This is a genomic window from Gilliamella sp. B3367 (genome assembly GCF_026536825.1).
In the GTDB taxonomy this organism is placed as follows: domain Bacteria; phylum Pseudomonadota; class Gammaproteobacteria; order Enterobacterales; family Orbaceae; genus Gilliamella; species Gilliamella apicola_E.
Map to the genome: position 1 here is coordinate 196698 of NZ_JAFNNJ010000003.1, position 24221 is coordinate 220918.

Below are 24221 nucleotides of genomic sequence, written 5' to 3' on the forward strand. Positions count from 1 at the left end.
ATCAATTGGTTAGAAAATGGTTGTTTTTTCTGTACATTGGTATCGAGTTTTTTAATGTATTGGTAATTATTATGTCATCTAAACATCGAGTTGGTTTAATTTTTGGTAAGTTCTATCCATTACACAGTGGCCACATTTATCTTATTGAAAAAGCGTTAACGCAAGTTGATGAATTACATGTAATGCTTGGTTGTGAAGTAACTCGCGATAAACAACTATTTGAGAAAAGTCGTTTACCTAGACAGCCGCAAGTTAGTGATCGTTTTTCATGGTTAAAAGATACCTTCAAAGATAGACATAATATTCATATTTATATTTCTGATGAAACTGGAATTAACTATTATCCTAATGGTTGGAAAGAGTGGAGTGATAGTATTAAACATATATTATCAGAAAATAAAATTGAACCATCTGTTGTATTTACTAGTGAACCACAAGATGTAACGGAGCATGAGCGCTATTTTGGTTGCCCAGTAGTTGTTATTGATGCTAATCGTGAATTCGTTAATATCAGTGCGACCAAAATTCGAGAAAATCCTTATCAAAATTGGTCTTTCATTGCCCAAGCAGCTAGACCTTTTTTTGTTAAAAAAGTCGCCATCATTGGACATGATAAATTTAATGAATTGCCCGTAAAATTAGCTAATATTTATAATACACAATATGTTTCAAATGGGTATATAAATTATATTCAACGAGAAATTTCCACTCTAGAAAATAAACGTTACTTAAGTGAAAATGATTATCTAAGAATTGCAATGTTACATGTAGAGAGAATGAGTAAATCATTAGAAAATGCTAATAAGCTTCTCTTTACTTCGATCGATTTTGGGACATTATCTAACTACTTCGAGCAAATTTTTGGCAAATCTAATGAAGTCTTAATTGGACTAAAAAGTAGTTACCAATTTGATTTAATTATTCATGAAAACGAATTACCGGCGAATTCCACTCCATTACAGCATTTTGAAATTGTTTCTAAAATGGTTGAATCGTTATTGATTTAGCTCATCACATTTAGGTTAGCTTATGTTAAAATAAGCTAACTTTTTGTGATAGGTGAATTTTTATGTCTCAATCTTCTCAACCAAATGAAAATCAGGATAAAATTGATTTTGGGTACACCCAAGTTCCAAAACAAGATAAAGTAAAACGCGTAGCAGAGGTGTTTCATTCTGTTGCAGATAAATACGATATCATGAACGATCTAATGTCATTTGGTATTCACCGAATCTGGAAAAAAATAACTATTGAGTATAGTAGTGTTAGGAAAGGACAAAAAGTCCTTGATCTAGCTGGTGGTACAGGTGATTTAACAGCTAAATTCTCACAAATAGTTGGAGATGATGGCTTAGTTGTATTAGCAGATATCAATGAGTCGATGCTTAAGGTTGGTAGAGATAAACTACGAGATAAAGGCTTATTTAAAAATATTGAATATGTACAAGCAAATGCAGAGGAGTTACCATTTGCAGATAACTATTTTGATTGTATCACTATCTCATTTGGTCTACGAAATGTGACTGATAAGCAAAAAGCGCTAGAATCTATGTGGCGAGTTTTAAAGCCAGGAGGGCGTTTATTGATTCTAGAATTCTCTAAACCACAATACCAAATTTTAAATAAAGCCTACGATCTTTACTCATTTACTATGTTGCCATTAATGGGAAAAATCGTAGCGAATGATTCAGATAGTTATCGATATTTAGCTGAATCTATCAGAATGCACCCAGATCAAAAAACACTGAAAAAAATGATGGAAGATGCTGGGTTTGTCGATGTTAAATATCACAATATGACAGGCGGTATTGTAGCCTTACATACTGGTTTTAAATTTTAATGTGATAAACAAATAATGACATTTTTTCGACTTTATAAAATATTAACCATATTTCGAGCTTATCGATTAGAAGAGCTATTACCAAAACACCGTGTCTCAAGGTGGTTACGAGTATTATTGTTTTGTTTGTTTTGGGTTAGACCTAAATCAAATCAACAAGAGATTGGTGAAAGGTTGCGTCAAGCCTTACAAGAGCTAGGCCCGGTATGGATAAAATTTGGGCAAATGGTTTCAACAAGACGCGATGTGTTGCCAAAACATCTTGTCGATGCTCTAGCCAAATTACAAGACCAAGTTACCCCTTTCGATGGAAAAATTGCAAAACAAATTATTGAAACTGCTCTAGGGTGTCCTATAGATTTTTATTTTTCAGATTTTAATGATCAACCATTAGCATCAGCATCCATCGCACAAGTTCATACAGCAACTTTAAAAAGTAGCCAAGCTGAAGTGGTAATCAAAGTTTTGCGACCAAATATTTTACCTATAATTAAATCTGACATTCGCTTAATGTATTGGATTGCTAACCAATTTACTAAACGGATAAAATTTGGTGAAAAGTTACGGGCTGTAGAAATTGTCAGTGATTATGAAAACACGCTTCTAAAAGAATTGGATCTTCAGAAAGAAGCCTATAACACAGCTCGTTTGCGCGACAATTTCATTAATAGTGAGATCCTTTATATTCCCTATGTGTACCAAGATTTGTGCCGAAAAAATGTTTTAGTTGAAGAGCGAATTTACGGTACTCCGATAGCTAATGTTGATGAATTAAAAAGAAATAATGTCAATATGAAGTTATTAGCAGAGCGTGGTGTTCAAGCTTTCTTTACCCAAGTATTTAGGGATAATTTTTTTCATGCAGATATGCACCCGGGCAATATCTTTGTGGATATAAGCGAACCCCAAAATCCTCGTTACATTGGGATAGATTGTGCAATTGTAGGTATTTTGACTGAAGATGATCAACGCTATTTGGCTGAAAATTTTCTTGCATTTTTTAACCAAGATTATCGAAAAATTGCACAAATTTATATCAAATCTGGTTGGGTTCCTGAAACAACGGATGTTGCCGCATTAGAAATGGCTATGCGCAATGTGTGCGAACCTGCATTTGCTAAACCACTTGGTGAGCTCTCCTTTTCGCAAATTTTATTATCACTATTTCAAGTTGCACGTCAATTTGAGATGGATATTCAACCTCAATTAACCTTACTTGAAAAAACGTTATTTTATATAGAAGGGTTAGGGCGTCAACTCTATCCAGAACTTGACTTGTGGCAAACGGCTAAACCATTTTTAGAAAATTGGTATGAAGATAAATACAGTGCTAAAAAGTTATTACATCAAGTTTGGACTTCCTTACCAGAATGGAAAAACCTTGTTGTTGAGCTACCGGAAAAGTTGAATGATCAGGCTCGGATGACTAAGCTGATGCATGTTCAGTTAAAACAGATTAATCAACAACTTCAACGTAGTAAAAGAAACCAACAAAGATTAATGTTTGCAATTAGTATTCTTAGTCTTTTATGTATTGCTTTACTTGTCGGGCATTAAGCGAGTTATTTTTTGGAATCTCACCATTTAAGTGTATAATTTTACTATTTTAAGCTATTGGAGACTTATCATATGCCAAGTTTGCCCAAATTACTCATATTTGTAGCGGTTATCGTTCTATTATTTGGAACAAAAAAATTGCGTTCATTGGGCTCTGATCTTGGGGCTTCCATTAAAGGTTTTAAGAAAGCTATGAATGACGACGATGATCAAAAAGAGACAGATGATTCACAAAAAGTGGAACGTCTTAACTCATCTGATGATAACCACACCAATAAAGAGTAACTTGTGTTTGATATTAGCTTTGGTCAGCTACTATTAGTCTTAATTATCGGGTTGGTCGTATTAGGGCCAGAGCGTCTACCTATTGCAATTAAAACTGTTGCAAGCTGGATAAAAGTACTCCGCCGCATGTCTGCAACTGTTCAGTTAGAATTGAATAAAGAGCTTAAATTACAAGAGTTACAAGATAGTTTAAAAAAAGCAGAACAAAGTGGGCTAAATACTCTAACACCGGAAATTCAAGAATCCATTGATGAATTAAAACGCGTAACCGAAACACTACAAAAAGAGATCGATTCCGCCTCTCAAATAGATACAACAATTCATTCAGACAAAGATAAATTATGACAGACGACGCAACGCAACCACTTATTGGTCATCTAGTAGAACTAAGAACACGGCTTTTACGATGTATCATCTGTATATTAATTGTATTAACGTGTTTACTCTATTTCTCGAATGATATTTACCATATTGTTGCTAATCCGCTTATTAGTCAATTGCCAAAAGGTAGTAGCATGATTGCAACTGACATTGCGGCACCATTTTTTACTCCTATTAAACTGACTGCTGTTGTTTCGATATTTATTTCGATTCCTTATATTTTGTATCAAGTATGGGGATTTATTGCACCTGCATTATATCAACATGAAAAACGTCTAATTATGCCATTGATAATTTCAAGTACGGTACTTTTTTATATTGGTATTGCGTTTGCTTATTTTGCAGTATTTCCTCTCGCTTTTTACTTCTTTATTCATACTGCTCCAGTTGATGTTGCGATAAATACCGATATAACTAAATATCTTGATTTTGTCATGACATTATTTATAGTCTTTGGTTTTGCATTTGAAGTCCCTGTTGCAATAATATTGCTGTGCTGGACAGGAGTAACAACCCCTAAAAATCTACGTAAAAAAAGACCTTATATTATTGTAGCAGTATTTGCTGTAGCTATGTTTGTTACACCACCAGACGTATTTTCACAAATTTTATTAGCTGTACCTATCTGTTTATTATTTGAAGTTGGGACATTCTTTGCCCGGTTTTATCAACCAAGAAAAAAAATCATACAAGATGATGATAAAAATATAGACGATGAATAATAGATTGATAATTGATCCAATGAATACGAGTAAAGGATAACTAAATGAAAACATCTCTTCCTGAGTTTAATCTGGCAAATGTTCTTGTTGTTGGCGATATTATGTTAGATCGCTATTGGTATGGCGGTACCAATCGCATATCACCAGAAGCGCCTGTACCAATTGTTAAAATTGATTCTCTTGAAGAACGTCCTGGCGGTGCAGCTAATGTTGCACTCAATATTACCTCCCTCGGAGGTAAAGCGCGTTTAATTGGTCTTACAGGAATGGATGAACCTGCTAAGGTGCTTGATGAGCAACTTACTAATCGACATGTTCATTGCGATTTTGTATCTGTCTCAACACATCCAACTATTACTAAATTAAGAGTGTTATCAAGAAATCAACAATTAATAAGGATTGATTTTGAGGAAGGTTTTAATAATGTGGATCATACTCCTATTTTAGAGCGTATTGATACCGCACTTACAACTTCTAAAGTAATGGTTCTATCGGATTATGCCAAAGGTGCATTAACTGCTGTACAAGAAATGATAAAACAAGCACGAAAAGTTAATGTACCAATATTGGTTGATCCTAAAGGTACTGATTTTGAGCGTTATCGTGGTGTAACATTACTGACACCAAATATGTCTGAATTTGAAGCTGTAGTTGGAACATGTAAAACAGAAGAAGAGATCATTGAAAAAGGTTCTCAACTTATTAAGCAATATGATCTTAAAGCCTTGCTTGTTACTCGTAGTGAAAAAGGCATGACGTTAATACAATTAGATAAACCTGTTTACCATCTACCAACTCAAGCTAAAGAGGTATTTGATGTTACCGGTGCGGGTGATACTGTAATCGCAACTTTAGCAGCTTCATTAGCTGCAGGGCAATCACTTGAAGAAAGCTGTTATTTAGCAAACGCTGCAGCCGGTGTAGTTGTCGGTAAATTGGGAACATCAACTGTTTCGCAAGTTGAATTAAGTAATGCTATTCGGGCTCGCGCAGATGATGGTTTTGGGGTGATGACTGAAGATGAATTAAAAGAAGAAATTCGTAAAGCACGATTACGTGGTGAAAAAATTGTCATGACTAATGGCTGTTTTGACATTTTACACGCTGGGCATGTTTCATATCTTGCTAATGCTCGCAAGCTTGGTGACCGTTTGATTGTAGCAGTAAATAGTGATACCTCAGTAAAACAATTAAAAGGGGAATCCCGACCAATAAATCCATTAATGCAAAGAATGATAGTATTAGGTGCACTTGATTCAGTTGACTGGGTTGTTCCTTTTGAAGAAGAGACTCCACAAAGGTTGATTGCCAGTATTTTACCTGATGTATTAGTAAAAGGTGGTGACTATAAACCTGAAGATATCGCTGGTGGAAAAGAAGTTATAGAAGCAGGTGGAGTAGTTAAAGTCCTTAATTTTGAAGATGGTTGTTCGACCACAAACATCATTGATAAGATTAAACGGAAATAAATAATATAATAATTAGCTATTTATTTAAGTAGCTAATTAGTCAATTATCGAATAATTTAGGTTTGGGTATATTTTAAAACCAATCAATAGGTATTAACTATCGTTAAATTTCATAATTAATACTTTTTTTATTATCTGCTTTATGCAAACCTATCAACTACCAAATGCTAATTTATTTAAAGGATTTCTTTTATGACTAAACACTATGACTATATTGCTATCGGTGGTGGTAGTGGGGGTATTGCTTCAATTAATCGAGCGGCATCTTACGGTAAAAAGTGCGCTATTATTGAAGCTAAATTATTAGGCGGAACTTGTGTCAATGTTGGGTGTGTTCCCAAAAAAATTATGTGGTATGGTGCACAAATTGCTGAGGCGATTAATCATTATGGCCCTGATTATGGTTTTGATACGACAATTAATCATTTTGATTGGGATAAACTAATCGCTAGCCGAACAGCTTATATTGATCGTGTTCATCAATCTTATGATCGAGTATTAAACAATAATAATGTCGATGTTATTCATGGATATGCCAAATTTATTGATAGCAAAACGCTTGATGTCAATGGTGTGCATTATAGTGCCGATCATATTCTTATTGCTGTCGGTGGTAAGCCAAGTATACCCAATATTCCCGGAGCGCAATATGGAATTACTTCTGATGGATTCTTTGAATTAAAAGCATTACCAAAAAGAGTGGCCGTTGTTGGTGCAGGCTATATAGCTTGTGAAATTGCCAGTGTTTTACACTCGCTAGGTGCTGAAACTCATCAATTTGTTCGGCAAGGCACACCATTACGTGCTTTCGATCCATTAATTGTTGAAACATTAATGGAAGTTATAACTAATGATGGTCAGCATTTGCATACTTTTGCAATTCCATCTTCTGTCACTAAAAACGTTGATGAATCATTAACGTTAACATTAGAAGATGGTAAAAGTTATACTGTTGATTGTTTAATTTGGGCAATAGGACGAGAACCTGCAACTAAAGAAATGAATTTATCTGCAGCTGGCATTAAAGTTGACAGTAATGGGTTTATTATTGTTGATGAGTATCAAAATACTAATGTAGCAGGAATTTATTCTGTTGGCGATGATACTGGAGCTGCGGCATTAACTCCAGTTGCAGTTGCTGCTGGTCGACGCTTATCTGAGCGACTTTTCAACAATAAACCAAATGAACATCTAGATTATACTAATATTCCAACGGTGGTATTTACCCATCCACCGATCGGGACAGTTGGGTTAACAGAACCACAAGCAATGTTACAATATGGCCCTGAAAACGTGAAGGTCTATAAATCTACGTTTACTGCTATGTATACTGCCGTAACTTCTCATCGCCAACCGTGTAAAATGAAATTAGTTTGTATTGGTGAACAAGAAAAAATAGTCGGCATTCATGGTATAGGCTATGGTATGGACGAAATTTTACAAGGTTTTGCTGTCGCATTAAAAATGGGTGCAACAAAAAAAGACTTTGATAACACCATCGCCATTCACCCAACAGCGGCAGAAGAGTTTGTTACAATGCGCTAATGTATAGAAAATTTATTATATCTTTTTTTTAAAAAAAAACAGGGCTTTATCCCTGTTTTTATATGGTGTTAAATGATTAATTATCTAATCTATTTTGCCAACCCTTTTGAGCTAATGATGAAAAACCAACTAAAACAGCAAGTAAAGCCACTGCTGAGATGTAAATACCTGCTCCCAGATAACTGTATTCACCTAATATATGATCGGGACTTAATAAGTAGATAGTTAAAGTCGGCGTTATTGCACTAAACAATGCATAGGCTAAATTGTAAGATAATGATAGACCAGAATAGCGAATGGCTGGTGGAAAGGTTCTAGTTCCTATAATTGGTGTCATAGCGATTGATCCGATAAATAAGCCAAATATCGCCCAAATCGAATATAGTTTAGCTAATGACATATCTGGCGTTAGTGAACTATAGAAATAGATGCTTACCACAGCCAATCCACCCCAAGTTATGACGACTGTTTTTGCTGTACCTAATTTATCATCTAACCAACCAGAAATAACACAGCCAATTGATAATGTTAAGGCAGCAATACATCCACCAATACGCCAATCCAGATTAGCAAAATGATACATACCGCCAACGATACGGCCAGGAGTAATTAAAATACCAACCATAATTGCTGTTGATAATGACCAAGTTAACAAAGCGACTATCAAACAAGCTGTCTTATGTTTTTTTAGTACGGTAACAACAGGAATGCTTTTTTCTAATGCTTTACGTGCAGCTAATTCCTTGAAGATTGGCGTTTCAGATAAAAATTTTCTTAAATAGACTGAAATCACACCAAAAATTCCACCAATAATAAACGGTATACGCCAAGCATAATCTAAAATATTTTGGCTAGTAAAATAGAGATCAACAATAATTGTAACGAAAAATCCAAGTAAAATTCCGCCTGTAATACCTGATGTTAACGTACCAACGCCCAAACCATAGCGTTGTTTTGGTGTATGTTCTGCGATAAATACCCATGCACCAGGCATTTCTCCACCAATAGCTGCGCCTTGTAACATACGCATCAACAACAATAATAATGGTGCTACAATACCAATTGCTTCATAGGTCGGTAAAATACCGATAATAAAAGTAGGTAAAGCCATCATTGCTACACTTAAGGTAAACATCCGTTTTCGGCCAACTTTATCTCCAAAGTGGGCCATAATAATTCCGCCAACAGGACGAACTAAATAACCAGCAGCAAAAATCCCCCATGCAAATAAATCTAAGGTTAATGGTGACAAGGTATGTGGTAAAAATAGTGGCTTGACAATGGTATCAATATATAGCGCATAGATAACAAAGTCATAAAATTCAAGCGTTCCGCCTAAAGATGACAATATTAATGTTTTAAAATCCTTACTATTCAATGGTCGGGCGACCGGTTGCCATTCAGCGTTAATTTCAGATTGACTCATGAAAAAACCTTATTTTTATTATTAAATGAATATAGCCAGTAAAGGAAATGACTATTCTTTGATAAATTTTAATCTTGAAAAGGCATTCTGCCATAAAAAGTAGTCTTTTGTTTAATCATAAAAAAATTTAATCAACAATAGCGATATGTTTGTTTGATTTATAATATGTATAAAAAATGATATTAAGCTAAAATTCTATCTATATATCGCATATAATAATTTTAAAATATTTGGATAAAAATAATGGCAAAACGATGCAGTTGGGTTACAAAAGACCCGTTATATATAAATTATCATGATAATGAATGGGGTTATCCAAAATATGATAGCCTTAAACTATTTGAAAAAATTTGTCTTGAAGGACAACAAGCTGGATTATCTTGGATTACCGTACTAAAAAAAAGAGAAGAATATCGTCGATGTTTTTTTAATTTTGACCCAGAAAAAATTATTCAATTAAACGCTATTGACATAGAGTCATTACTTAAAAATAAAGGATTAATTCGAAATCGTTTAAAACTTAATAGCATTGTAAAAAATGCCCATGCCTATTTAGCTATGCAAAATAATAATGAGGATTTCTCACAATTTATTTGGTCATTCGTTGATGGTAAGCCAATAGTCAATCACTACAAAGATAAAAGTGAGGTTCCTGTTAGTACAGAAATATCCGATAAAATGTCAAAAGCACTGAAAAAGAAAGGATTTTCATTCGTAGGATCAACAATTTGTTATGCATTTATGCAATCTATGGGCTTAGTTAACGACCATTTCGAAGATTGCTTTAAAAAATGAGGGGAAATTGATGACAATCATGAAATTAATAAAATATTGCCTAATATTAATATTAGTTTATTTCATCGTTTGTAATATCATTATTTTTATTTACGCTAATCAAAAGCCATCAACTAATGCTGATACTTTAGTCGTATTAGGATCACAAGTGGTTGGAACACCAGCTGAAGCGCCACTTACCTTACAAAATCGTTTAGATACAGCATTTAATTATTTGCAGAGTAATCCAAATACCAAAGTAATTGTTTGTGGTGGGCAAGGAAGCGATGAATCTGCAACTGAAGCAAGTGTGATGGCTGATTACCTAATTAAAAAAGGTATTGATTCCTCAAGAGTATATCTTGAAGACAGATCAAGGCGAACGGCTCAACAGTTTGTTTATGCTAATCAAATTTTACCACTAGGCAAAACAGTTGTTGTGACCAATGATTTTCATATTCTTCGTTCAATTATGCTAGCTAAACGCTCGGGTATTAGTGATATTACTGGTTTACCTGCACCGTTAGCTTATACCAATATTGATAAATATATAGCAATGATAAGAGAGCCATTTGCTTTACTTAATTCATGGCTGTTTGACCATCCATTAGATTATGTTGAAAATAATAATTAGCCATTCTAATTAAGTTAGATAGCTTGCCTTTACAGATTTTTAATGATAGTCATGGTATGATTAATCATTGCTATTTTTAATTACAATTAATAAATATGAATTCAGACACAATTGTTGCACAGGCAACACCACCTGGTCGTGGTGGTGTTGGCATATTGCGTATTTCTGGTCCTAAAGCACAAGAGGTTGCTAAAGCAGTTTTAGGTATCTTACCTAAACCGCGATATGCTCATTATCTACCGTTTTTAGCTGCTGATGGAACAACGTTAGATGAGGGCATTGCTTTATTCTTTCCCAATCCAAACTCGTTCACAGGTGAAGATGTGCTTGAACTACAGGGCCATGGTGGACCCGTTATTTTAGATCTACTGTTAAAACGTATATTAGAAATATCTGGTGTGCGTATAGCAAGACCAGGTGAATTTTCAGAGCGAGCTTTCTTAAATGATAAATTAGATCTTGCGCAAGCTGAAGCCATTGCAGATTTAGTTGATGCAAGTTCAGAGCAAGCGGCCAAATCTGCTTTGTCCTCTTTACAAGGCGTGTTTTCCAAGAAGATTAATGAATTAGTAGAATCGCTTATTCGTTTGCGTATTTTTACTGAAGCAGCTATTGATTTTCCTGAAGAAGAAATAGACTTTTTATCTGACGGAAAAATAGAAGCAGAGCTTGACCAAGTTATTCAACGATTAAATGAAGTTCGTCATGAAGCCAAACAAGGTTCATTACTGCGGGAAGGCATGAAAGTTGTCATTGCCGGTCGACCTAATGCGGGTAAATCAAGTTTACTTAACGCATTAGCCGGTCGTGAGGCGGCTATTGTTACTGACATAGCAGGGACAACACGTGACGTTTTGCGTGAACATATTCATATCGATGGTATGCCTTTGCATATCATTGACACTGCCGGACTACGCGAAGCCAGCGATGAAGTAGAACGAATCGGGATTGAACGGGCATGGCAAGAAATTGACCAAGCGGATCGGGTGTTATTTATGGTTGATAGCACAACAACCAATGAGGCCAATCCAGAAAAACTTTGGCCAGAATTTATTGAACGCTTACCTAAAAATATGCCAGTAACCGTTATTCGAAACAAAGCAGACTTAACTGGTGAACCATTAGGCTATAGTGAGCAAAATGGTTATTGCCTTATCCAACTATCAGCACGAACTGGAGAAGGTATTACCTTATTACGTGATCATCTTAAACAGGTAATGGGCTTTACTAGTAGTACAGAAGGGGGCTTTTTAGCTCGTCGAAGACACTTACAAGCACTTGAAAAAGCAGCAGAGCATTTAAATAATGGTAAATACCAGCTCACAACATTTCATGCTGGCGAACTATTAGCAGAAGAACTTCGGCTTGCGCAAGAGTCATTGAGTGAAATCACTGGCGAATTTACCTCCAATGATCTACTTGGGCGCATATTCAGCTCATTTTGCATTGGTAAATAAGCTGATCATACTGTCGGTTAGAAATATAGGGATAAAAATAAGAAGTCATATCCCTATGAAGTGTTTTAAGAATTAAAAATTAACTTAAGCTATTTATTCTTGCCGGCATTATTTGGAACTAAAAATAAAATTGAAATAAAACATAACAGACAAAATCCGACATTAATCCATAATCCAATTGCTGCGCCAGTTGCTATACTTTGACCACTGGCAATAACTGCAGCATAAATTGATGCTGAAATGGCGACACCAAAAGCACCGCCTAATGAACTTGCCATTTTATATATTCCTGATGCAATACCAACTTTATCTTCAGGGGCGCTAGAAATTGCTGTGTCGATCGAAGGTGTCGCATAAAAACCTAAACCAAGACCAAATAAAATGTAGCCACCTAATACTGAAATAATATAAAGCATATCTGGTAAAAATGTCAGCGTCATCAATGCAATTCCGGAACCAGTAATTAACGGTCCCATTAACATTGGTTTTTTCGCACCTACCTTTTGTAAGATTTTTTCACCAACACGAATCATACATAAAACCGAAACTAAATAACCAATAGTTAATAATCCATTTTGGAAAGAGGTAAACCCTCGCCCCTGTTGGGTATAAGTGCTGGCCACAATTAACGTGCCTGCAACAGCATTTAGCATAAAGTTGGATAAGGTAGCACCACGGTAAGGGATATTTTTAAATAATGCAAAATCAATGAAAGCGCCACTCGCTTTACTTTTTTCAATAACAAAAAATAAAATCATAAAAACAAAACAAACGGTAGCCAACGATAATGTTGCTACACTAGTCCATCCAAAAGTAGAACCTTTGGTTATCACAAGATTTAATGAAACTAACGTAATAACAAAAACAAATAGCCCTACATAATCAAATTTTGGCAGACTCGAAGGATCTTCAATTTTGGTTTCAGGAGTTCCTTTCAACAAAAGCATACCTAATACAGCACAGATAATAGAGATTATAAAGATCCATTGCCAACCTAAATAAGTCGCTATTGCACCGCCAGCAAGCACACAAGTGCCCGAGCCGCCCCAAGATCCAATCGACCAAAAACTCAATGCACGCTGACGATCTTTACCTTGATAATAGGTTTTCACTAATGCTAAAGTCGATGGCATAATACAAGCTGCAGATAAGCCTTGAATAATGCGTCCAAAGGTAAATAATATTTCTCCTTGGGCGAAAATCAAACAAAGACAACCAATAATACTTAAAATAAAACCAAAGTAAGTAAAACGAACTCGTCCAAAGCGATCAGCTAAACCACCAGCAACCACAATAAAGCAGCCAGAGAAAAGTGCAGTCAAACTTACTGCTAAATTAAAAGAGGCTGGAGTGATACCAACAGTATGCTGAACAGCCGGTCCAACATTGACTATTGATTGAGCAAACAGCCAAAAAGTAATAACCCCTAATACAATGCCTAATGTTAACCGGTTATAACTTTTAAATTGCGCGGTGCTAGAACTCTTTGAAGTTGACATATTTAAACCAGACATAGAAGCGATTTATCCTTATTTACTTAAATATGTTTCAGTTAATGCAACCCAATATGACGCAGCAGGAACAATACATTTATCATTAAAATCATAACCAGGATTATGAACACTACAAAATCCTGGTTCGTCTCCATTGCCGATAATCATATAACAACCATTTGGATTGCTCTCTAACATAAAAGCAAAATCTTCACTGCCCATAAAAGGATGGCAATTATCATGAACACGATCTTTACCGACTAATTTCTGAGCAACTTCTAATGCAAATTTTGTTGCATTAGCACCATTATGTAAAACAGGGCTACCATTGATATGTTCGATTTTAACTGAGGCGCCAAAACTTTCCGCCTGCGAAGTGGCAATTTCGGTAATACGCTTGAGCAATAAAGTCCGGGTATTATTATCTAATGCTCTGACGGTTAGCTTCATCAATGCATCGCTATTGACCACATTGGGGGCTTCGCCAGATTGAATACAACCAATCGTGATAACAGCTTTCTCAAAGGGTGAAACATTGCGGGAAACAATACTTTGTAAAGCAATGCCAATATAACAAGCAACAAGCGTCGCATCAATTCCTCGCTCAGGCATGGCTCCATGAGCACCTTTCCCTTTGATGGTGATATGTATCGTATCGGATGAAGCCATAAGAGCACCGCTTTTAAAATAAAAATGGCCTTCCTTAAATCCGGGCATATTGTGAATACCGAAAATCACATCACAAGGAAATTGTTTAAATAAACCCTCATCGACCATCACTTTTCCACCATATAACAACTCTTCAGCTGGTTGAAAAATGACATGTAAAGTCCCATCAAAGTTGCGTGTTTCGGCAAGATATTTAGCTGCACATAGCAAAATAGTGGTATGCCCATCATGACCACAACCGTGGAATTTACCATGGCTAACACTGCTCCAAGGTTTACCCGAAGCTTCAACAATAGGTAATGCATCCATGTCAGCTCTAATACCTATTTTCTTATTACTAGCGCCATTTTTCAAAACACCAACGACGCCAGTTTTTGCTAGACCACGATGAACCTCATAGCCCCATTCAGATAGCTTATTTGCAACTAAATCACTGGTTTTTTTCTCTTCAAAACCTAACTCAGGATGTTTATGAATCTGATGTCGAATATCAACAAATTCTTGTTCTGTTTTTCTAATCGTTTCCATAATATGCTGCATTTTAGGCTCCTAATTAACCTGAATATCGTTTATGAGAAAAAATAAAAATGGAACTATACATCTAAGTTAAAATTATATTTAAAAAAAAAAACTAACTTTATTATCAAAACCACATAGATGAATAAATATACAATCTAATTTTGTATAAGTCGATTATTTCTGTTATTCAATTTTTATTCTTGAAGGATAATCTTGCTTATTTTTCTTGGCACGATGGTTTATTTGAGTATAAAGGAGCAGAAACGCTCAATCATTACGATTTATTAATAACAGATATAAATCTTATAAATTTTCATTATTCTGAGGTGTTTTTTTTGTAGGCTTATTGGCGTAATATAATCACTATACTTTATATGGCAGGCAAATTTATTTTAATTATAGATGTTCCAACGTTGCACTAGATGAATTATAGATAACAAAAGGGGATAATGATGAAATTAATCGTCGATAATATGAGTTGTCAACATTGTGTTAAAACCATTACTAAAGCAATTAATGATATTGATCCTAAAGCTAAAGTGACCGTTGATTTAGCGAAGCATGAGGTTGATATAGAAGGTGGTACTATCTCACAAGAAGCTGCAATTCAAGCCGTTAATCAAGTGGGGTTTGAGTTTGTGGGTATTTCGTATTAAGGCAATACTATTTACAATTTCTCATTTTAAACGATTAAGACAATCGCTTAAATACTAGATAATACAAATATCCAATAGCCTCTATTTGACTAGATAATGCACTAAAAAAGTTTTCATATACTTCATTGGCACGGATTGTCGATGAAGTATATAGCTGTTGAAAATAGCGTTTGCCGAAAATACCACATTTAGCTTTCTAGCCTTTTCCTGCGGTGTCCCACCATTGATAAAAATGGTGAGTAGGTCCAATTCCTTTACCAATTTTCAAATTATCTGCATTTTCAATGGCACCTTGTAGGTATTTTTTTGCTTGTTTAACGGCTTCTTCTAACTCATATTTTGGTAGTAATGCTGCAATAGCTGCCGATAATGTGCAACCTGTACCATGAGTGTTTTTAGTTTGGATACGTGGTGATGCCATTCTGATGATCTTTGTTGGCGTGATTAGATAATCAGGACTTTCTTGACTTGGCAAATGCCCTCCTTTCATTAATACTGCCTGACAGCCTGATTTGAGTAGCTCATAACCCTGTTGTTGCATTTCATCTTCGTTTTGTGCCTCATGACAATCAAGTAATGCTGCTGCTTCTGGAAGGTTAGGGGTGATGATGGTGGCGAATGGTAATAGCAATTCTCGAATAGCGGTAATGGCATCATTTCTCAATAAAGGATGCCCCCCTTTGGCTATCATTACCGTATCAAGAACAATATTGGCAATAGGATTATTGCTTAATAGATGATTAACTGTGGTTACAATCTCTTTATTCATCAGCATACCGATTTTAACGCTATCAATATGGATATCTTGATAAAGTGTGTTAAATTGAGCCTCAATAAATTCGGGTGGCACCGGGTATATGCTATTAACACCTTGTGTACTTTGTGCGGTTAAAGCAGTAATGACTGACATCCCATAAGCGCCAAGCGCTGAAAAGGCCTTTAAATCGGCCTGAATACCTGCACCGCCACTAGGATCGCTACCAGCTATAGTTAATGAAACTGTTGTCATGGTTTAATTTCCTATCTTGCTTGTCTTATTTTTCTAATCAAATCAGATGTGGCCTTAGCAATATCTCCTTGCCCGCAAATTGCGGATACAACGGCAATACCTTCAATGCCAGTTTGAATCACTTCAGTTAAATTGTTTACACCGATACCACCGATCGCAACGGCAGGGCATTGTTTTGCTTTAACAAGTTCAGTCAATTGGGCGATGCCTATTGCTTCTGCTGCATCTTTTTTGGTGGGGGTTGGATAGATAGGGCCAATACCTAGATAATCGACTAGTTGCCAAGGAACGCGCTCAAGTTGCGAATAATTAGAGACTGAAAGCCCTATCCATTTATCTTCTCCAATTAATCGTCGTGCAACTTCGACAGGTAGATCGCTTTGTCCAACATGAACACCATCGGCATCGACAGCTAAAGCTATATCAATATGATCATTAATCAATAGTGGAACTTGAGTGTCGATTAATACTTCTTTTAAAGCTTGGGCGGCTTTATACCAATTTCTACCTGAATATTCTTGTTCTGAACGTAATTGAACGGCAGTAACACCATTTTCAACTGCAAACTTAGTGGTATTAACCATACCATTTATGCCATCACAAAGTACTGGGTCAAGTACTAAATAGAGTGTTAAATCAAGTTGCTTCTTCATCAAAAATCCTTATTTGTGGTGAAAAGAGAAAGTTGGTCAATAATTGACATAGCAAAAGTACCTAGCCCTTGCTGTTTATTAGCGAGTTCCCCCGCTTTTTTCATCATAAAGCAGGCTGAAGCAGTAGCCTTTAAATGATCTTCAGAACTTGCAATCAATGCTGCCACAATCGCAGATAATGAACAACCAGTACCAGTTACTTGTGTTAGCGCGATATCACCCCCAACAATGCTATAAACCTGCTCACCATCTATGACATAATCGGTCTCACCTGTTATTGCAACAATGGTTTGATATTTCTTGGCTAATAGCATTGCCGCATTTAATGCAGAATCAGTAGAATCCAGTCCATCAGGCCCTTTTGATGATGATTGTTGACCACTTAATGCTAGAATTTCTGAAGCATTTCCTCGAATAACTGTCGGTTTAAATTTTAATAATTGCTTAGCAATTTCAGTACGATATTTCAATGCTGCTCCAACTGCGACAGGATCTAATACCCAAGGAGTTTGATTAGCTTTTGCGGCGGCTAGTAACATGCTTTTAGCGCTGTGACTATTGATCGTGCCAATATTAATTAACAAACCATTTGCAATGGCAACAAAGTCCTCAACTTCTTGCTCAGCTACCACCATCGCTGGTGAAGCCCCAATCGCCAAAAGAACGTTAGCAGTGTAATTTTGTACCACATCATTGGTAATACAATGGATTAAAGGTCGCTTCTGATGAACTTGCCCAATAAAAGGAATGGCATCCTGATTTGAAAATAATTTAATGACCGACATATTCTTTCCTTATCTAATAAATAATATTAAGGGAAGAATGTGTCAAAAGCGGTAATTAAGACAGAGACTTCCCTACGCTGGCATGATCCAGATCAGGTTCAACGGGTAAATTCTCAGTTTTTTGCTCTAACAAAAAACACCCCGAGTCTAAATAACAAATTTGGATAAAATTGAATCTATTATGAACTGAGTTTAAAAATTAAACAAGTTATTGTAATAATCTTTCTATATCACTAATGGCGCGTCTATCCGGTAAGAAAATTATTAAATGATCGCCATCTTCAATCATTAAATCCGTATTTACTATAATTACATCTTCACCACGAACCACAGCACCAATCGTAGCACCTGAAGGTAATTTTAAACTGTTGATATTTTTACCGACTAATTTTGAATTTTCGGCTTCACCACGAGCAACTACTTCGACAATTTCTGATTCACCTTGGCGTAATGAGACAACTTTAACTACACCTGTTTGCCTAACATGGCTTAGTAGTTCTGAAATAGTGGCATGTTGTGGTGAAATCGCGATATCAATAACACTATCGTTAATCAATTCTAAGTAGGCTTGTCGCTGGATAAGAACGATGACTTTTTTTGCCCCCATTCTTTTTGCCAGCATAGATGACATAATATTGGCTTCATCATCGCTAGTGACCGCCACAAACAGATCGGTTAACTCGACTTGCTCTTGCGATAATAATTCTTGGTCTGATGATTCACCATGTAACACGGTGGTATTAACTAACTGCTCAGCTATTAATTCAGCTTTTTCTGCATTACGTTCAATCAACTTAACTTGATAATCATTCTCTAAACGTTTAGCTAAAGCAATGGCAACGCCACCACCACCGCTAATAATAATACGTTTATAAGGTTTTTCTAGCCGTTGTAGTTCACTGGTTACAGCTTTAATGTTAAGAGGAGGGGTAATAAAATAAACCATGTCTCCAGCTTCAATTAAAGTCGAACCTATTGGGCGAATAAAACGATTTTGACGATAAATAGCAACAACACGCGCTTCGACATGTGGTAAATGCTCTTTAAGTTCGGATAGTTCGCTCCCCACTAACGCACCACCGTAATAAGCGGTTACAGCAACCAAACAGACACGATTATCATAAAACGAAGCAAACTGTAGAGCACCAGGATATTGAACTAATTGGCTAATATGATTTGTAATTAAGTTTTCAGGAGCAATAATATGATCGATGTTGATACAATCTTTATTGAAGAATGGGTATCTTTCATCGTTATATTCAGGAGCACGGATTCTAGCAACTTTTTGTGGAATATTAAACATCACATGCCCAATCTGACAAGCCATCATATTTACTTCATCAGAATTGGTAACGGCAACTAACATATCGGCTGATTCCGCGCCAGCACTCTCTAATACTTGTGGGTAAGATGATTTACCGCAAATGACTTGTAAATCAAAACGCTCTTGCAAAGATTGCAATTTATCATGATCTTCATCAACGACAGTCACATCGTTCTGCTTTTCAGTTACTAGATATTCAGCAAGTGCACTACCAGTTTGGCCTGCACCAAGAATGATAATTTTCATAATAAACCTATTATAATCAAAAGGCCTCAAGCTAACTCATTATTAGAACAATAGAGCTCATATCAATTAAAGCCGTTTGATATTGTTTAGTAATAATCGCAATCTTATTTTAGATTATACAAAACCGATTGCGTCATAAACCTTCTTCAACGTAGGCTCTGCTTTAGCGCGAGCTTTTTGTGCTCCTTCTTGCATAATTGAAAGAAGATAATTTTCATCATCTCGATATTGATGATATTTTGCTTGTAAACCGGTTAACATCTCGATAACTTGATTTGCCACCTCGGTTTTTAGATGACCATACATTTTGCCTTCAAACTCTTTTTCAAGTTCAGCAATCGGCTTACCTGTAATACCTGTCAAAATATCTAACAGATTTGAAACACCGGCTTTGTTTTTTGAATCATAACGTACAACAGGTGGTTCGTCTGAATCGGTCATTGCCCGTTTAATCTTCTTCTCGACATCTTTCGGATTCTCAAGTAAACCAATAACATTGTTACGATTCTCATCTGATTTAGACATCTTTTTGGTTGGATCTTGTAAAGACATCACACGAGCACCTACTTTAGAAATAAACGGCTCAGGAACAGTAAAAATATCGCCATAAAGTGCATTAAAACGCATAGCGATATCACGTGATAACTCGAGATGTTGTTTCTGGTCATCACCTACAGGAACTAAATTAGCTTGATATAACAAAATATCAGCAGCCATTAATACTGGATAATCAAATAGCCCGGCGTTAATATTTTCAGAGTGACGAGATGACTTATCTTTAAACTGCGTCATACGGCTCAGTTCACCAAAATAAGTATAACAGTTCAACGCCCAACCTAATTCAGCGTGAGCTGGTACTTGTGATTGAACAAAAATAGTACTTTTTTGTGGATCGATACCACAGGCCAAATAAAGCGCTAACGTATCAAGTGTTGCTTTTCGCAACTTATTAGGATCTTGACGGACCGTGATCGCATGTTGATTGACAATACAATAAACGCAATCATATTCATTTTGCAAAGACACCCAATTCTTCAAAGCCCCTAAATAGTTGCCTAATGTTAGTTCTCCTGATGGCTGAGCGCCACTAAATACAATTGGTTTACTCATAATTTATTCCTAATTTATACTCATTATTTTTTTGCATCAGCCTTTGGCTGAGGTAATAAGGTTAAAATATCTTTAAAATCATCAAATAAAAAATCAGGCTTGCTAGATGCAATCGACACCCCATAATTATAACCATAACTTAATGCTACAGTCGGGCAATTAGCATTTTTAGCAGCAGTAATATCATTCTTTGAATCACCAACAAACAGCAACTGATCACTAAACAATCCAAAGGTTGCCATGACTTGATAAAGTGGGGCAGGGTGTGGTTTCAACTTAATCACATCACCACCACCAAGTACCAATGAAAAGTATTCTTTAATACCTAATGACGTCAATAAAGCAGGTAAAAATTGTGCAGGTTTATTGGTAACTAAAGCTAAGGGATAATGATTTTCATAAAGCGTTTTTAAGGTTTCTTTAACATGCGGGAATAGCGTTGTTTGCTCATCCATAACCTTATCATAATGATGATTAAACAACTGTTTCGCTTTATTGAAATCCTCTTTAGACGGATTGCGACCAATCACGTTGAATACGCGTTCGAGCATGACATCAATGCCATTACCGACCATGTTTTTTACTTGTTCATTAGTAACGGTGGGTAACTCCAAATCTGCTAACATCTTTTGTGCAGCTAAGGCAAGGCCAGGCACACTATCGACTAAAGTTCCATCTAAATCGAAAGCAATAGCTTGAATATCATTTAACTTAGCCATGGTTAACACCTTCTAATTCTTTACGCATTGCATCAATTACGGCTTTATAATCCGGTTGACCAAATATTGCCGAACCAGCAACAAACATATCAGCACCCGCTCTGGCAATTTCAGCGATATTATCAACTTTAACACCACCATCAATTTCTAAACGAATCTTTCTGCCAGACTCAATAATGCGCTGTTTAACTTGTTGCAATTTTTTTAGAGTACTTGGTATAAATGATTGTCCACCAAAACCTGGATTAACGCTCATTAATAAAATAATGTCGACTTTATCCATCACATAATCCAAATAATCTAACGGCGTTGCAGGATTAAGTACAATTCCTGCACTGCAACCATGATCTTTAATTAATTGCAAAGAACGATCAAGGTGAATAGTAGCTTCAGGGTGAATAGAGATATTAGTTGCGCCAGCTTTGGCAAATGAGGTAATTAAATCTTCAACCGGCGAAACCATCAAATGAACATCAATCGGAGCCTTAATACCATAGTCACGAAGAGCCTTACAAAACATACTACCCATCGTCAAATTTGGTACAAAATGGTTATCCATTACATCAAAATGGACAACATCGGCACCAGCGTCTAATACTTTCTGCGTATCTTCTCCAAGTCGAGCAAAATCAGCGGATAATATTGATGGTGCAATAATAAACTCTTTCATAACATACCTCTACTAATAAAACCTTATACATAAAATAGGTTATTTTTGGTACAAGGCTAATATTTCATCAATTTTTTTGCGTCCTTCGCCAGCACAGCTAATTGAGCGTCGCATTTCTGCACGGTAAAGATGGCGCGCTTTACTATATAACGTTCTGGTATACTCTGTATCGTGATTTGATAGTAGTACAGGAATATTTTTTTTATAAGCAATTTTTTCAGCTAATTGTGACAATCGCTTATGTTCTTCAAAACCAAAATTATTGGAATAATAAGCCGTAAAACCGATAGATTCATTTGGAGAAAGATAAGGCGGATCACAATAAATGACAGAATTGCGTTTTGCCATTTTCATTGCTTCATGATAAGGAGTACAGATAAACTCAGCTTTTTGTGCTTTTTGAGCAAAATAGTAGAGCTCCTTCTCAGGAAAATAGATAGTTTTGTAACGTCCAAAGGGTACATTAAAAAGCCCGCTATTATTATAGCGACATAAACCGTTATAACAGTGGCGATTCAAATAGACAAACAAAAGCGATCGTAGATATTGATCTTTACTATAATTAAAGACATCTCGTAGCTGATAAAAAGCCTCAGCTTGATTATTCTGATGATTAAATAATAGTTTAAGATCATTAATAAACTTATCAGGATTGGATTGTAATAACCTAAATAACGCAATTAGATCATGATTGATATCAGCTAAAATATAACTTTTAAAGTTTGTGTTTAAAAAAACAGAACCAGCGCCTACAAAGGGCTCAATGAGTTGGTCCCCTTCTGGTAGATATTGTTTAATTGTGTCCACAAGCTCATATTTTCCTCCAGCCCATTTTAAAAAGGCTCGTTGCTTCTTCAAAGGAAACTCCTATTTTGCTGATTTTTCTTTATTAATTGTTTCGCCAGATTTAATCCAAGGCTTATCTTTTTGTAGTGCACTTGGTAAAGATTTGATCGCTTTTCTGGCTTCGTCAGCAGAATCATATGTACCTTTAACTAAGATATACCATTTAACATTATTTCGTTTGGTTTCATAAATTTGATAATTAGTAAGATTATGTTCTTTAACCAATCTTTTCAAACCATCAACTGAACTAGAAGAACTAAGTTGAATTGAAAACTGATCATTCTTAATTTTGGCAATCGAAGTTGAATTATTACCTGTTATTACACTATTATTTGAGTTAGAAACAGTAGGATTGCCTCTATCTGGATTTATTGGTTTATTTAAATTAGTTGATGAACCACTAGTATTTTGAGTTGTACTGTTACCCGTTGGTTGCAGCTCTGGTCTAGAACCCGATGTTGACTGTGTTGATGCTGGAGGTTGACTAACCCCATTATCGTGCTCATTAACATTACTATTAATTGGGGCTGGTGGCACAGGTGCAGAATTTTGTTGACCTTGCGCTAACGCCCCACTATCGCCACTAATTGTTGAATCAGGCGTTTGCGTCGACGAAACACCATTGACTTCAGGAGGAGTCAGTATGGTTGTTTTTTTTGATGGACGAGATATCACAAAGCAAACCAACAAGACAATAATAGCTAAAGCTAATCCCATAATAATCAATTTTTTCTTCGAATAATGCTGAAAAAAAGTTGATATACTAAAAGAAGGCGTAGAAGACTTACTTGATTGTTCTGGTATATAACGATCATCTTTATCTACACGCATATTAACTCCTTTCAAATGGTTTATTGCCTCATGGCCAGCCGAATTTAAAAAATTGAAATTTTAAATTTGTTCTATTTTTTCAATAATATATCCAGCAACACCTTTGGCACTTTGCTCATCAGTTTTAATCGTAATATCAGCGATCTCTTCGTAAAGTGGATCACGCTCTTCGGCTAATTCTTCGTAAAGTTCACGGGGAGTATTGCCACCTTGTAATAAAGGACGACGCTTATCTTTCTGGGTTCTTGCCATCTGTTTTTCTATTGTAGTTTCTAAATAAACTACAATACCGCGAGCTGATAAACGGTTACGTGTCTCTTTAGATAAAATCGAACCACCACCAGTAGCAAGAACTATACCTTGTTTTTCAGTCAACTCATTAATGACTTTCTCTTCTCTGGCTCGGAATCCGTCTTCACCTTCTAAGTCAAAAATCCATGCAATATCAGCACCTGTACGTTTCTCGATCTCTTGGTCAGAATCAAAAAATTCCATACCTAACTGTTGTGCAATTTGTCGGCCTATTGTGCTTTTTCCTGCCCCCATAGGGCCAATTAGAAAGATATTTCGCTTTTCTGCCATTGTAGTTTCATCATCTATT

General features: G+C 35.9%; 24 protein-coding genes, 1 pseudogene and 1 riboswitch. Of the genes and pseudogenes, 12 read left to right on the forward strand and 13 right to left on the reverse strand.

The features are described 5' to 3' along the window. Positions 1 to 71: 71 nt before the first annotated feature. The 8 genes and pseudogenes from nadR to gorA all read left to right on the forward strand — a co-directional run bounded on the left by nadR (position 72) and on the right by gorA (position 7799). A complete protein-coding gene (gene nadR / locus J3U23_RS06815; RefSeq protein ID WP_267338853.1) occupies positions 72 to 1007 on the forward strand; it encodes a multifunctional transcriptional regulator/nicotinamide-nucleotide adenylyltransferase/ribosylnicotinamide kinase NadR in 936 nt (311 codons plus the stop codon). 62 nt (positions 1008 to 1069) lie between these two features. Continuing rightward, positions 1070 to 1840 carry a bifunctional demethylmenaquinone methyltransferase/2-methoxy-6-polyprenyl-1,4-benzoquinol methylase UbiE gene (ubiE, locus tag J3U23_RS06820; protein WP_065563595.1) on the forward strand — a complete coding sequence of 257 codons (771 nt, stop codon included), beginning with the start codon at positions 1070 to 1072 and terminating at the stop codon, positions 1838 to 1840. Positions 1841 to 1855: 15 nt separating this feature from the next. Next, the gene (gene ubiB / locus J3U23_RS06825; RefSeq protein ID WP_081299568.1) at positions 1856 to 3397 is read left to right on the forward strand and encodes a ubiquinone biosynthesis regulatory protein kinase UbiB; all 1542 of its coding nucleotides are present in this window, start codon (positions 1856 to 1858) and stop codon (positions 3395 to 3397) included. 72 nt (positions 3398 to 3469) lie between these two features. Continuing rightward, on the forward strand, positions 3470 to 3682 hold the full coding sequence (gene tatA / locus J3U23_RS06830; protein ID WP_065563594.1) for a twin-arginine translocase TatA/TatE family subunit: 213 nt from the start codon (positions 3470 to 3472) through the stop codon (positions 3680 to 3682). A gap of 3 nt (positions 3683 to 3685) precedes the next feature. Then, positions 3686 to 4009: pseudogene (gene tatB / locus J3U23_RS06835) on the forward strand (Sec-independent protein translocase protein TatB); the annotation flags it as partial. A gap of 14 nt (positions 4010 to 4023) precedes the next feature. Further along, complete coding sequence (gene tatC, locus J3U23_RS06840; RefSeq protein WP_065563592.1) at positions 4024 to 4785, forward strand: twin-arginine translocase subunit TatC; 762 nt, start codon at positions 4024 to 4026, stop codon at positions 4783 to 4785. Positions 4786 to 4829: 44 nt separating this feature from the next. Then, positions 4830 to 6254 carry a bifunctional D-glycero-beta-D-manno-heptose-7-phosphate kinase/D-glycero-beta-D-manno-heptose 1-phosphate adenylyltransferase HldE gene (hldE, locus tag J3U23_RS06845; RefSeq protein ID WP_065563591.1) on the forward strand — a complete coding sequence of 475 codons (1425 nt, stop codon included), beginning with the start codon at positions 4830 to 4832 and terminating at the stop codon, positions 6252 to 6254. 192 nt (positions 6255 to 6446) lie between these two features. Then, entirely contained in the window at positions 6447 to 7799 is a 1353-nt protein-coding gene (gorA, locus tag J3U23_RS06850) for a glutathione-disulfide reductase (protein WP_065734658.1), read from the forward strand. A 76-nt stretch (positions 7800 to 7875) separates the two neighbouring features. Here gorA and J3U23_RS06855 read toward each other — a convergent pair whose 3' ends face one another. Then, positions 7876 to 9225, reverse strand: coding sequence for an MFS transporter (locus J3U23_RS06855; RefSeq protein ID WP_065734657.1), 1350 nt, complete (start codon positions 9223 to 9225; stop codon positions 7876 to 7878). 243 nt (positions 9226 to 9468) lie between these two features. Here J3U23_RS06855 and J3U23_RS06860 point away from each other — a divergent pair, with 243 nt between their 5' ends. The 3 genes from J3U23_RS06860 (at position 9469) to mnmE (ending at position 12090) form a co-directional block, all read left to right on the forward strand. Next, the gene (locus J3U23_RS06860; protein WP_267338854.1) at positions 9469 to 10020 is read left to right on the forward strand and encodes a DNA-3-methyladenine glycosylase I; all 552 of its coding nucleotides are present in this window, start codon (positions 9469 to 9471) and stop codon (positions 10018 to 10020) included. A 10-nt stretch (positions 10021 to 10030) separates the two neighbouring features. Beyond that, positions 10031 to 10633: a YdcF family protein gene (locus J3U23_RS06865; protein WP_267338855.1), complete on the forward strand. Its 603-nt coding sequence runs from the start codon at positions 10031 to 10033 to the stop codon at positions 10631 to 10633. Positions 10634 to 10728: 95 nt separating this feature from the next. Continuing rightward, positions 10729 to 12090 carry a tRNA uridine-5-carboxymethylaminomethyl(34) synthesis GTPase MnmE gene (gene mnmE, locus J3U23_RS06870; RefSeq protein ID WP_267338857.1) on the forward strand — a complete coding sequence of 454 codons (1362 nt, stop codon included), beginning with the start codon at positions 10729 to 10731 and terminating at the stop codon, positions 12088 to 12090. Positions 12091 to 12179: 89 nt separating this feature from the next. Here mnmE and J3U23_RS06875 read toward each other — a convergent pair whose 3' ends face one another. Together J3U23_RS06875 and J3U23_RS06880 are read right to left on the reverse strand one after the other, a co-directional pair. Beyond that, positions 12180 to 13604 (reverse strand): MFS transporter, encoded by a 1425-nt coding sequence (locus J3U23_RS06875; protein ID WP_081299565.1) that lies wholly within the window; start codon positions 13602 to 13604, stop codon positions 12180 to 12182. Between the two features lie 15 nt (positions 13605 to 13619). Beyond that, complete coding sequence (locus tag J3U23_RS06880) at positions 13620 to 14792, reverse strand: M20 aminoacylase family protein (protein ID WP_267331777.1); 1173 nt, start codon at positions 14790 to 14792, stop codon at positions 13620 to 13622. Positions 14793 to 15220: 428 nt separating this feature from the next. Between J3U23_RS06880 and J3U23_RS06885 the strand changes: the two genes are divergently transcribed. After that, entirely contained in the window at positions 15221 to 15427 is a 207-nt protein-coding gene (locus tag J3U23_RS06885) for a heavy-metal-associated domain-containing protein (RefSeq protein WP_267338858.1), read from the forward strand. A 196-nt stretch (positions 15428 to 15623) separates the two neighbouring features. On the opposite strand, the gene thiD is transcribed toward J3U23_RS06885, so the two are convergent. The 10 genes from thiD to aroK all read right to left on the reverse strand — a co-directional run bounded on the left by thiD (position 15624) and on the right by aroK (position 24202). Continuing rightward, positions 15624 to 16436: a bifunctional hydroxymethylpyrimidine kinase/phosphomethylpyrimidine kinase gene (thiD, locus tag J3U23_RS06890; protein WP_267338859.1), complete on the reverse strand. Its 813-nt coding sequence runs from the start codon at positions 16434 to 16436 to the stop codon at positions 15624 to 15626. An 11-nt stretch (positions 16437 to 16447) separates the two neighbouring features. Then, positions 16448 to 17089 (reverse strand): thiamine phosphate synthase, encoded by a 642-nt coding sequence (thiE, locus tag J3U23_RS06895; RefSeq protein ID WP_065563582.1) that lies wholly within the window; start codon positions 17087 to 17089, stop codon positions 16448 to 16450. Continuing rightward, positions 17089 to 17874 carry a hydroxyethylthiazole kinase gene (thiM, locus tag J3U23_RS06900; RefSeq protein WP_267338860.1) on the reverse strand — a complete coding sequence of 262 codons (786 nt, stop codon included), beginning with the start codon at positions 17872 to 17874 and terminating at the stop codon, positions 17089 to 17091. Before thiM ends, thiE begins: the two co-directional genes overlap by 1 nt. Before the next feature lie 52 nt (positions 17875 to 17926). Next, positions 17927 to 18028: riboswitch (TPP riboswitch) on the reverse strand. 54 nt (positions 18029 to 18082) lie between these two features. Continuing rightward, positions 18083 to 19444 carry a Trk system potassium transporter TrkA gene (gene trkA / locus J3U23_RS06905; RefSeq protein WP_065563580.1) on the reverse strand — a complete coding sequence of 454 codons (1362 nt, stop codon included), beginning with the start codon at positions 19442 to 19444 and terminating at the stop codon, positions 18083 to 18085. A gap of 114 nt (positions 19445 to 19558) precedes the next feature. Further along, positions 19559 to 20554, reverse strand: a complete 996-nt coding sequence (gene trpS, locus J3U23_RS06910; RefSeq protein ID WP_065563579.1) for a tryptophan--tRNA ligase — start codon at positions 20552 to 20554, stop codon at positions 19559 to 19561. A 23-nt stretch (positions 20555 to 20577) separates the two neighbouring features. After that, complete coding sequence (locus J3U23_RS06915; protein ID WP_065563578.1) at positions 20578 to 21273, reverse strand: phosphoglycolate phosphatase; 696 nt, start codon at positions 21271 to 21273, stop codon at positions 20578 to 20580. Beyond that, positions 21266 to 21943, reverse strand: a complete 678-nt coding sequence (gene rpe / locus J3U23_RS06920; protein WP_065734647.1) for a ribulose-phosphate 3-epimerase — start codon at positions 21941 to 21943, stop codon at positions 21266 to 21268. The genes J3U23_RS06915 and rpe overlap by 8 nt, the downstream gene beginning before the upstream one ends. Before the next feature lie 39 nt (positions 21944 to 21982). Continuing rightward, positions 21983 to 22801 carry a Dam family site-specific DNA-(adenine-N6)-methyltransferase gene (locus J3U23_RS06925; protein ID WP_065563576.1) on the reverse strand — a complete coding sequence of 273 codons (819 nt, stop codon included), beginning with the start codon at positions 22799 to 22801 and terminating at the stop codon, positions 21983 to 21985. A 9-nt stretch (positions 22802 to 22810) separates the two neighbouring features. Continuing rightward, positions 22811 to 23620 (reverse strand): SPOR domain-containing protein, encoded by an 810-nt coding sequence (locus J3U23_RS06930; RefSeq protein WP_065563575.1) that lies wholly within the window; start codon positions 23618 to 23620, stop codon positions 22811 to 22813. A 60-nt stretch (positions 23621 to 23680) separates the two neighbouring features. Continuing rightward, entirely contained in the window at positions 23681 to 24202 is a 522-nt protein-coding gene (aroK, locus tag J3U23_RS06935; RefSeq protein ID WP_065563574.1) for a shikimate kinase AroK, read from the reverse strand. Between the last annotated feature and the right edge of the window lie 19 nt (positions 24203 to 24221).

Excerpts from the sequence above, each read along its gene's own strand:
- trpS (WP_065563579.1), bottom strand. The coding sequence starts at position 20,554 with ATGAGTAAACCAATTGTATTTAGTGGCGCTCAGCCATCAGGAGAACTA.
- mnmE (WP_267338857.1), top strand. The coding sequence starts at position 10,729 with ATGAATTCAGACACAATTGTTGCACAGGCAACACCACCTGGTCGTGGT.
- ubiB (WP_081299568.1), top strand. The coding sequence starts at position 1,856 with ATGACATTTTTTCGACTTTATAAAATATTAACCATATTTCGAGCTTAT.
- ubiE (WP_065563595.1), top strand. The coding sequence starts at position 1,070 with ATGTCTCAATCTTCTCAACCAAATGAAAATCAGGATAAAATTGATTTT.
- gorA (WP_065734658.1), top strand. The coding sequence starts at position 6,447 with ATGACTAAACACTATGACTATATTGCTATCGGTGGTGGTAGTGGGGGT.
- J3U23_RS06880 (WP_267331777.1), bottom strand. The coding sequence starts at position 14,792 with ATGCAGCATATTATGGAAACGATTAGAAAAACAGAACAAGAATTTGTT.
- J3U23_RS06930 (WP_065563575.1), bottom strand. The coding sequence starts at position 23,620 with ATGCGTGTAGATAAAGATGATCGTTATATACCAGAACAATCAAGTAAG.
- hldE (WP_065563591.1), top strand. The coding sequence starts at position 4,830 with ATGAAAACATCTCTTCCTGAGTTTAATCTGGCAAATGTTCTTGTTGTT.
- aroK (WP_065563574.1), bottom strand. The coding sequence starts at position 24,202 with ATGGCAGAAAAGCGAAATATCTTTCTAATTGGCCCTATGGGGGCAGGA.
- tatA (WP_065563594.1), top strand. The coding sequence starts at position 3,470 with ATGCCAAGTTTGCCCAAATTACTCATATTTGTAGCGGTTATCGTTCTA.
- J3U23_RS06860 (WP_267338854.1), top strand. The coding sequence starts at position 9,469 with ATGGCAAAACGATGCAGTTGGGTTACAAAAGACCCGTTATATATAAAT.
- thiD (WP_267338859.1), bottom strand. The coding sequence starts at position 16,436 with ATGACAACAGTTTCATTAACTATAGCTGGTAGCGATCCTAGTGGCGGT.
- J3U23_RS06875 (WP_081299565.1), bottom strand. The coding sequence starts at position 13,604 with ATGTCTGGTTTAAATATGTCAACTTCAAAGAGTTCTAGCACCGCGCAA.
- J3U23_RS06885 (WP_267338858.1), top strand. The coding sequence starts at position 15,221 with ATGATGAAATTAATCGTCGATAATATGAGTTGTCAACATTGTGTTAAA.
- thiE (WP_065563582.1), bottom strand. The coding sequence starts at position 17,089 with ATGAAGAAGCAACTTGATTTAACACTCTATTTAGTACTTGACCCAGTA.
- J3U23_RS06865 (WP_267338855.1), top strand. The coding sequence starts at position 10,031 with ATGACAATCATGAAATTAATAAAATATTGCCTAATATTAATATTAGTT.
- J3U23_RS06915 (WP_065563578.1), bottom strand. The coding sequence starts at position 21,273 with ATGGCTAAGTTAAATGATATTCAAGCTATTGCTTTCGATTTAGATGGA.
- rpe (WP_065734647.1), bottom strand. The coding sequence starts at position 21,943 with ATGAAAGAGTTTATTATTGCACCATCAATATTATCCGCTGATTTTGCT.
- trkA (WP_065563580.1), bottom strand. The coding sequence starts at position 19,444 with ATGAAAATTATCATTCTTGGTGCAGGCCAAACTGGTAGTGCACTTGCT.
- J3U23_RS06855 (WP_065734657.1), bottom strand. The coding sequence starts at position 9,225 with ATGAGTCAATCTGAAATTAACGCTGAATGGCAACCGGTCGCCCGACCA.
- nadR (WP_267338853.1), top strand. The coding sequence starts at position 72 with ATGTCATCTAAACATCGAGTTGGTTTAATTTTTGGTAAGTTCTATCCA.
- tatC (WP_065563592.1), top strand. The coding sequence starts at position 4,024 with ATGACAGACGACGCAACGCAACCACTTATTGGTCATCTAGTAGAACTA.
- thiM (WP_267338860.1), bottom strand. The coding sequence starts at position 17,874 with ATGTCGGTCATTAAATTATTTTCAAATCAGGATGCCATTCCTTTTATT.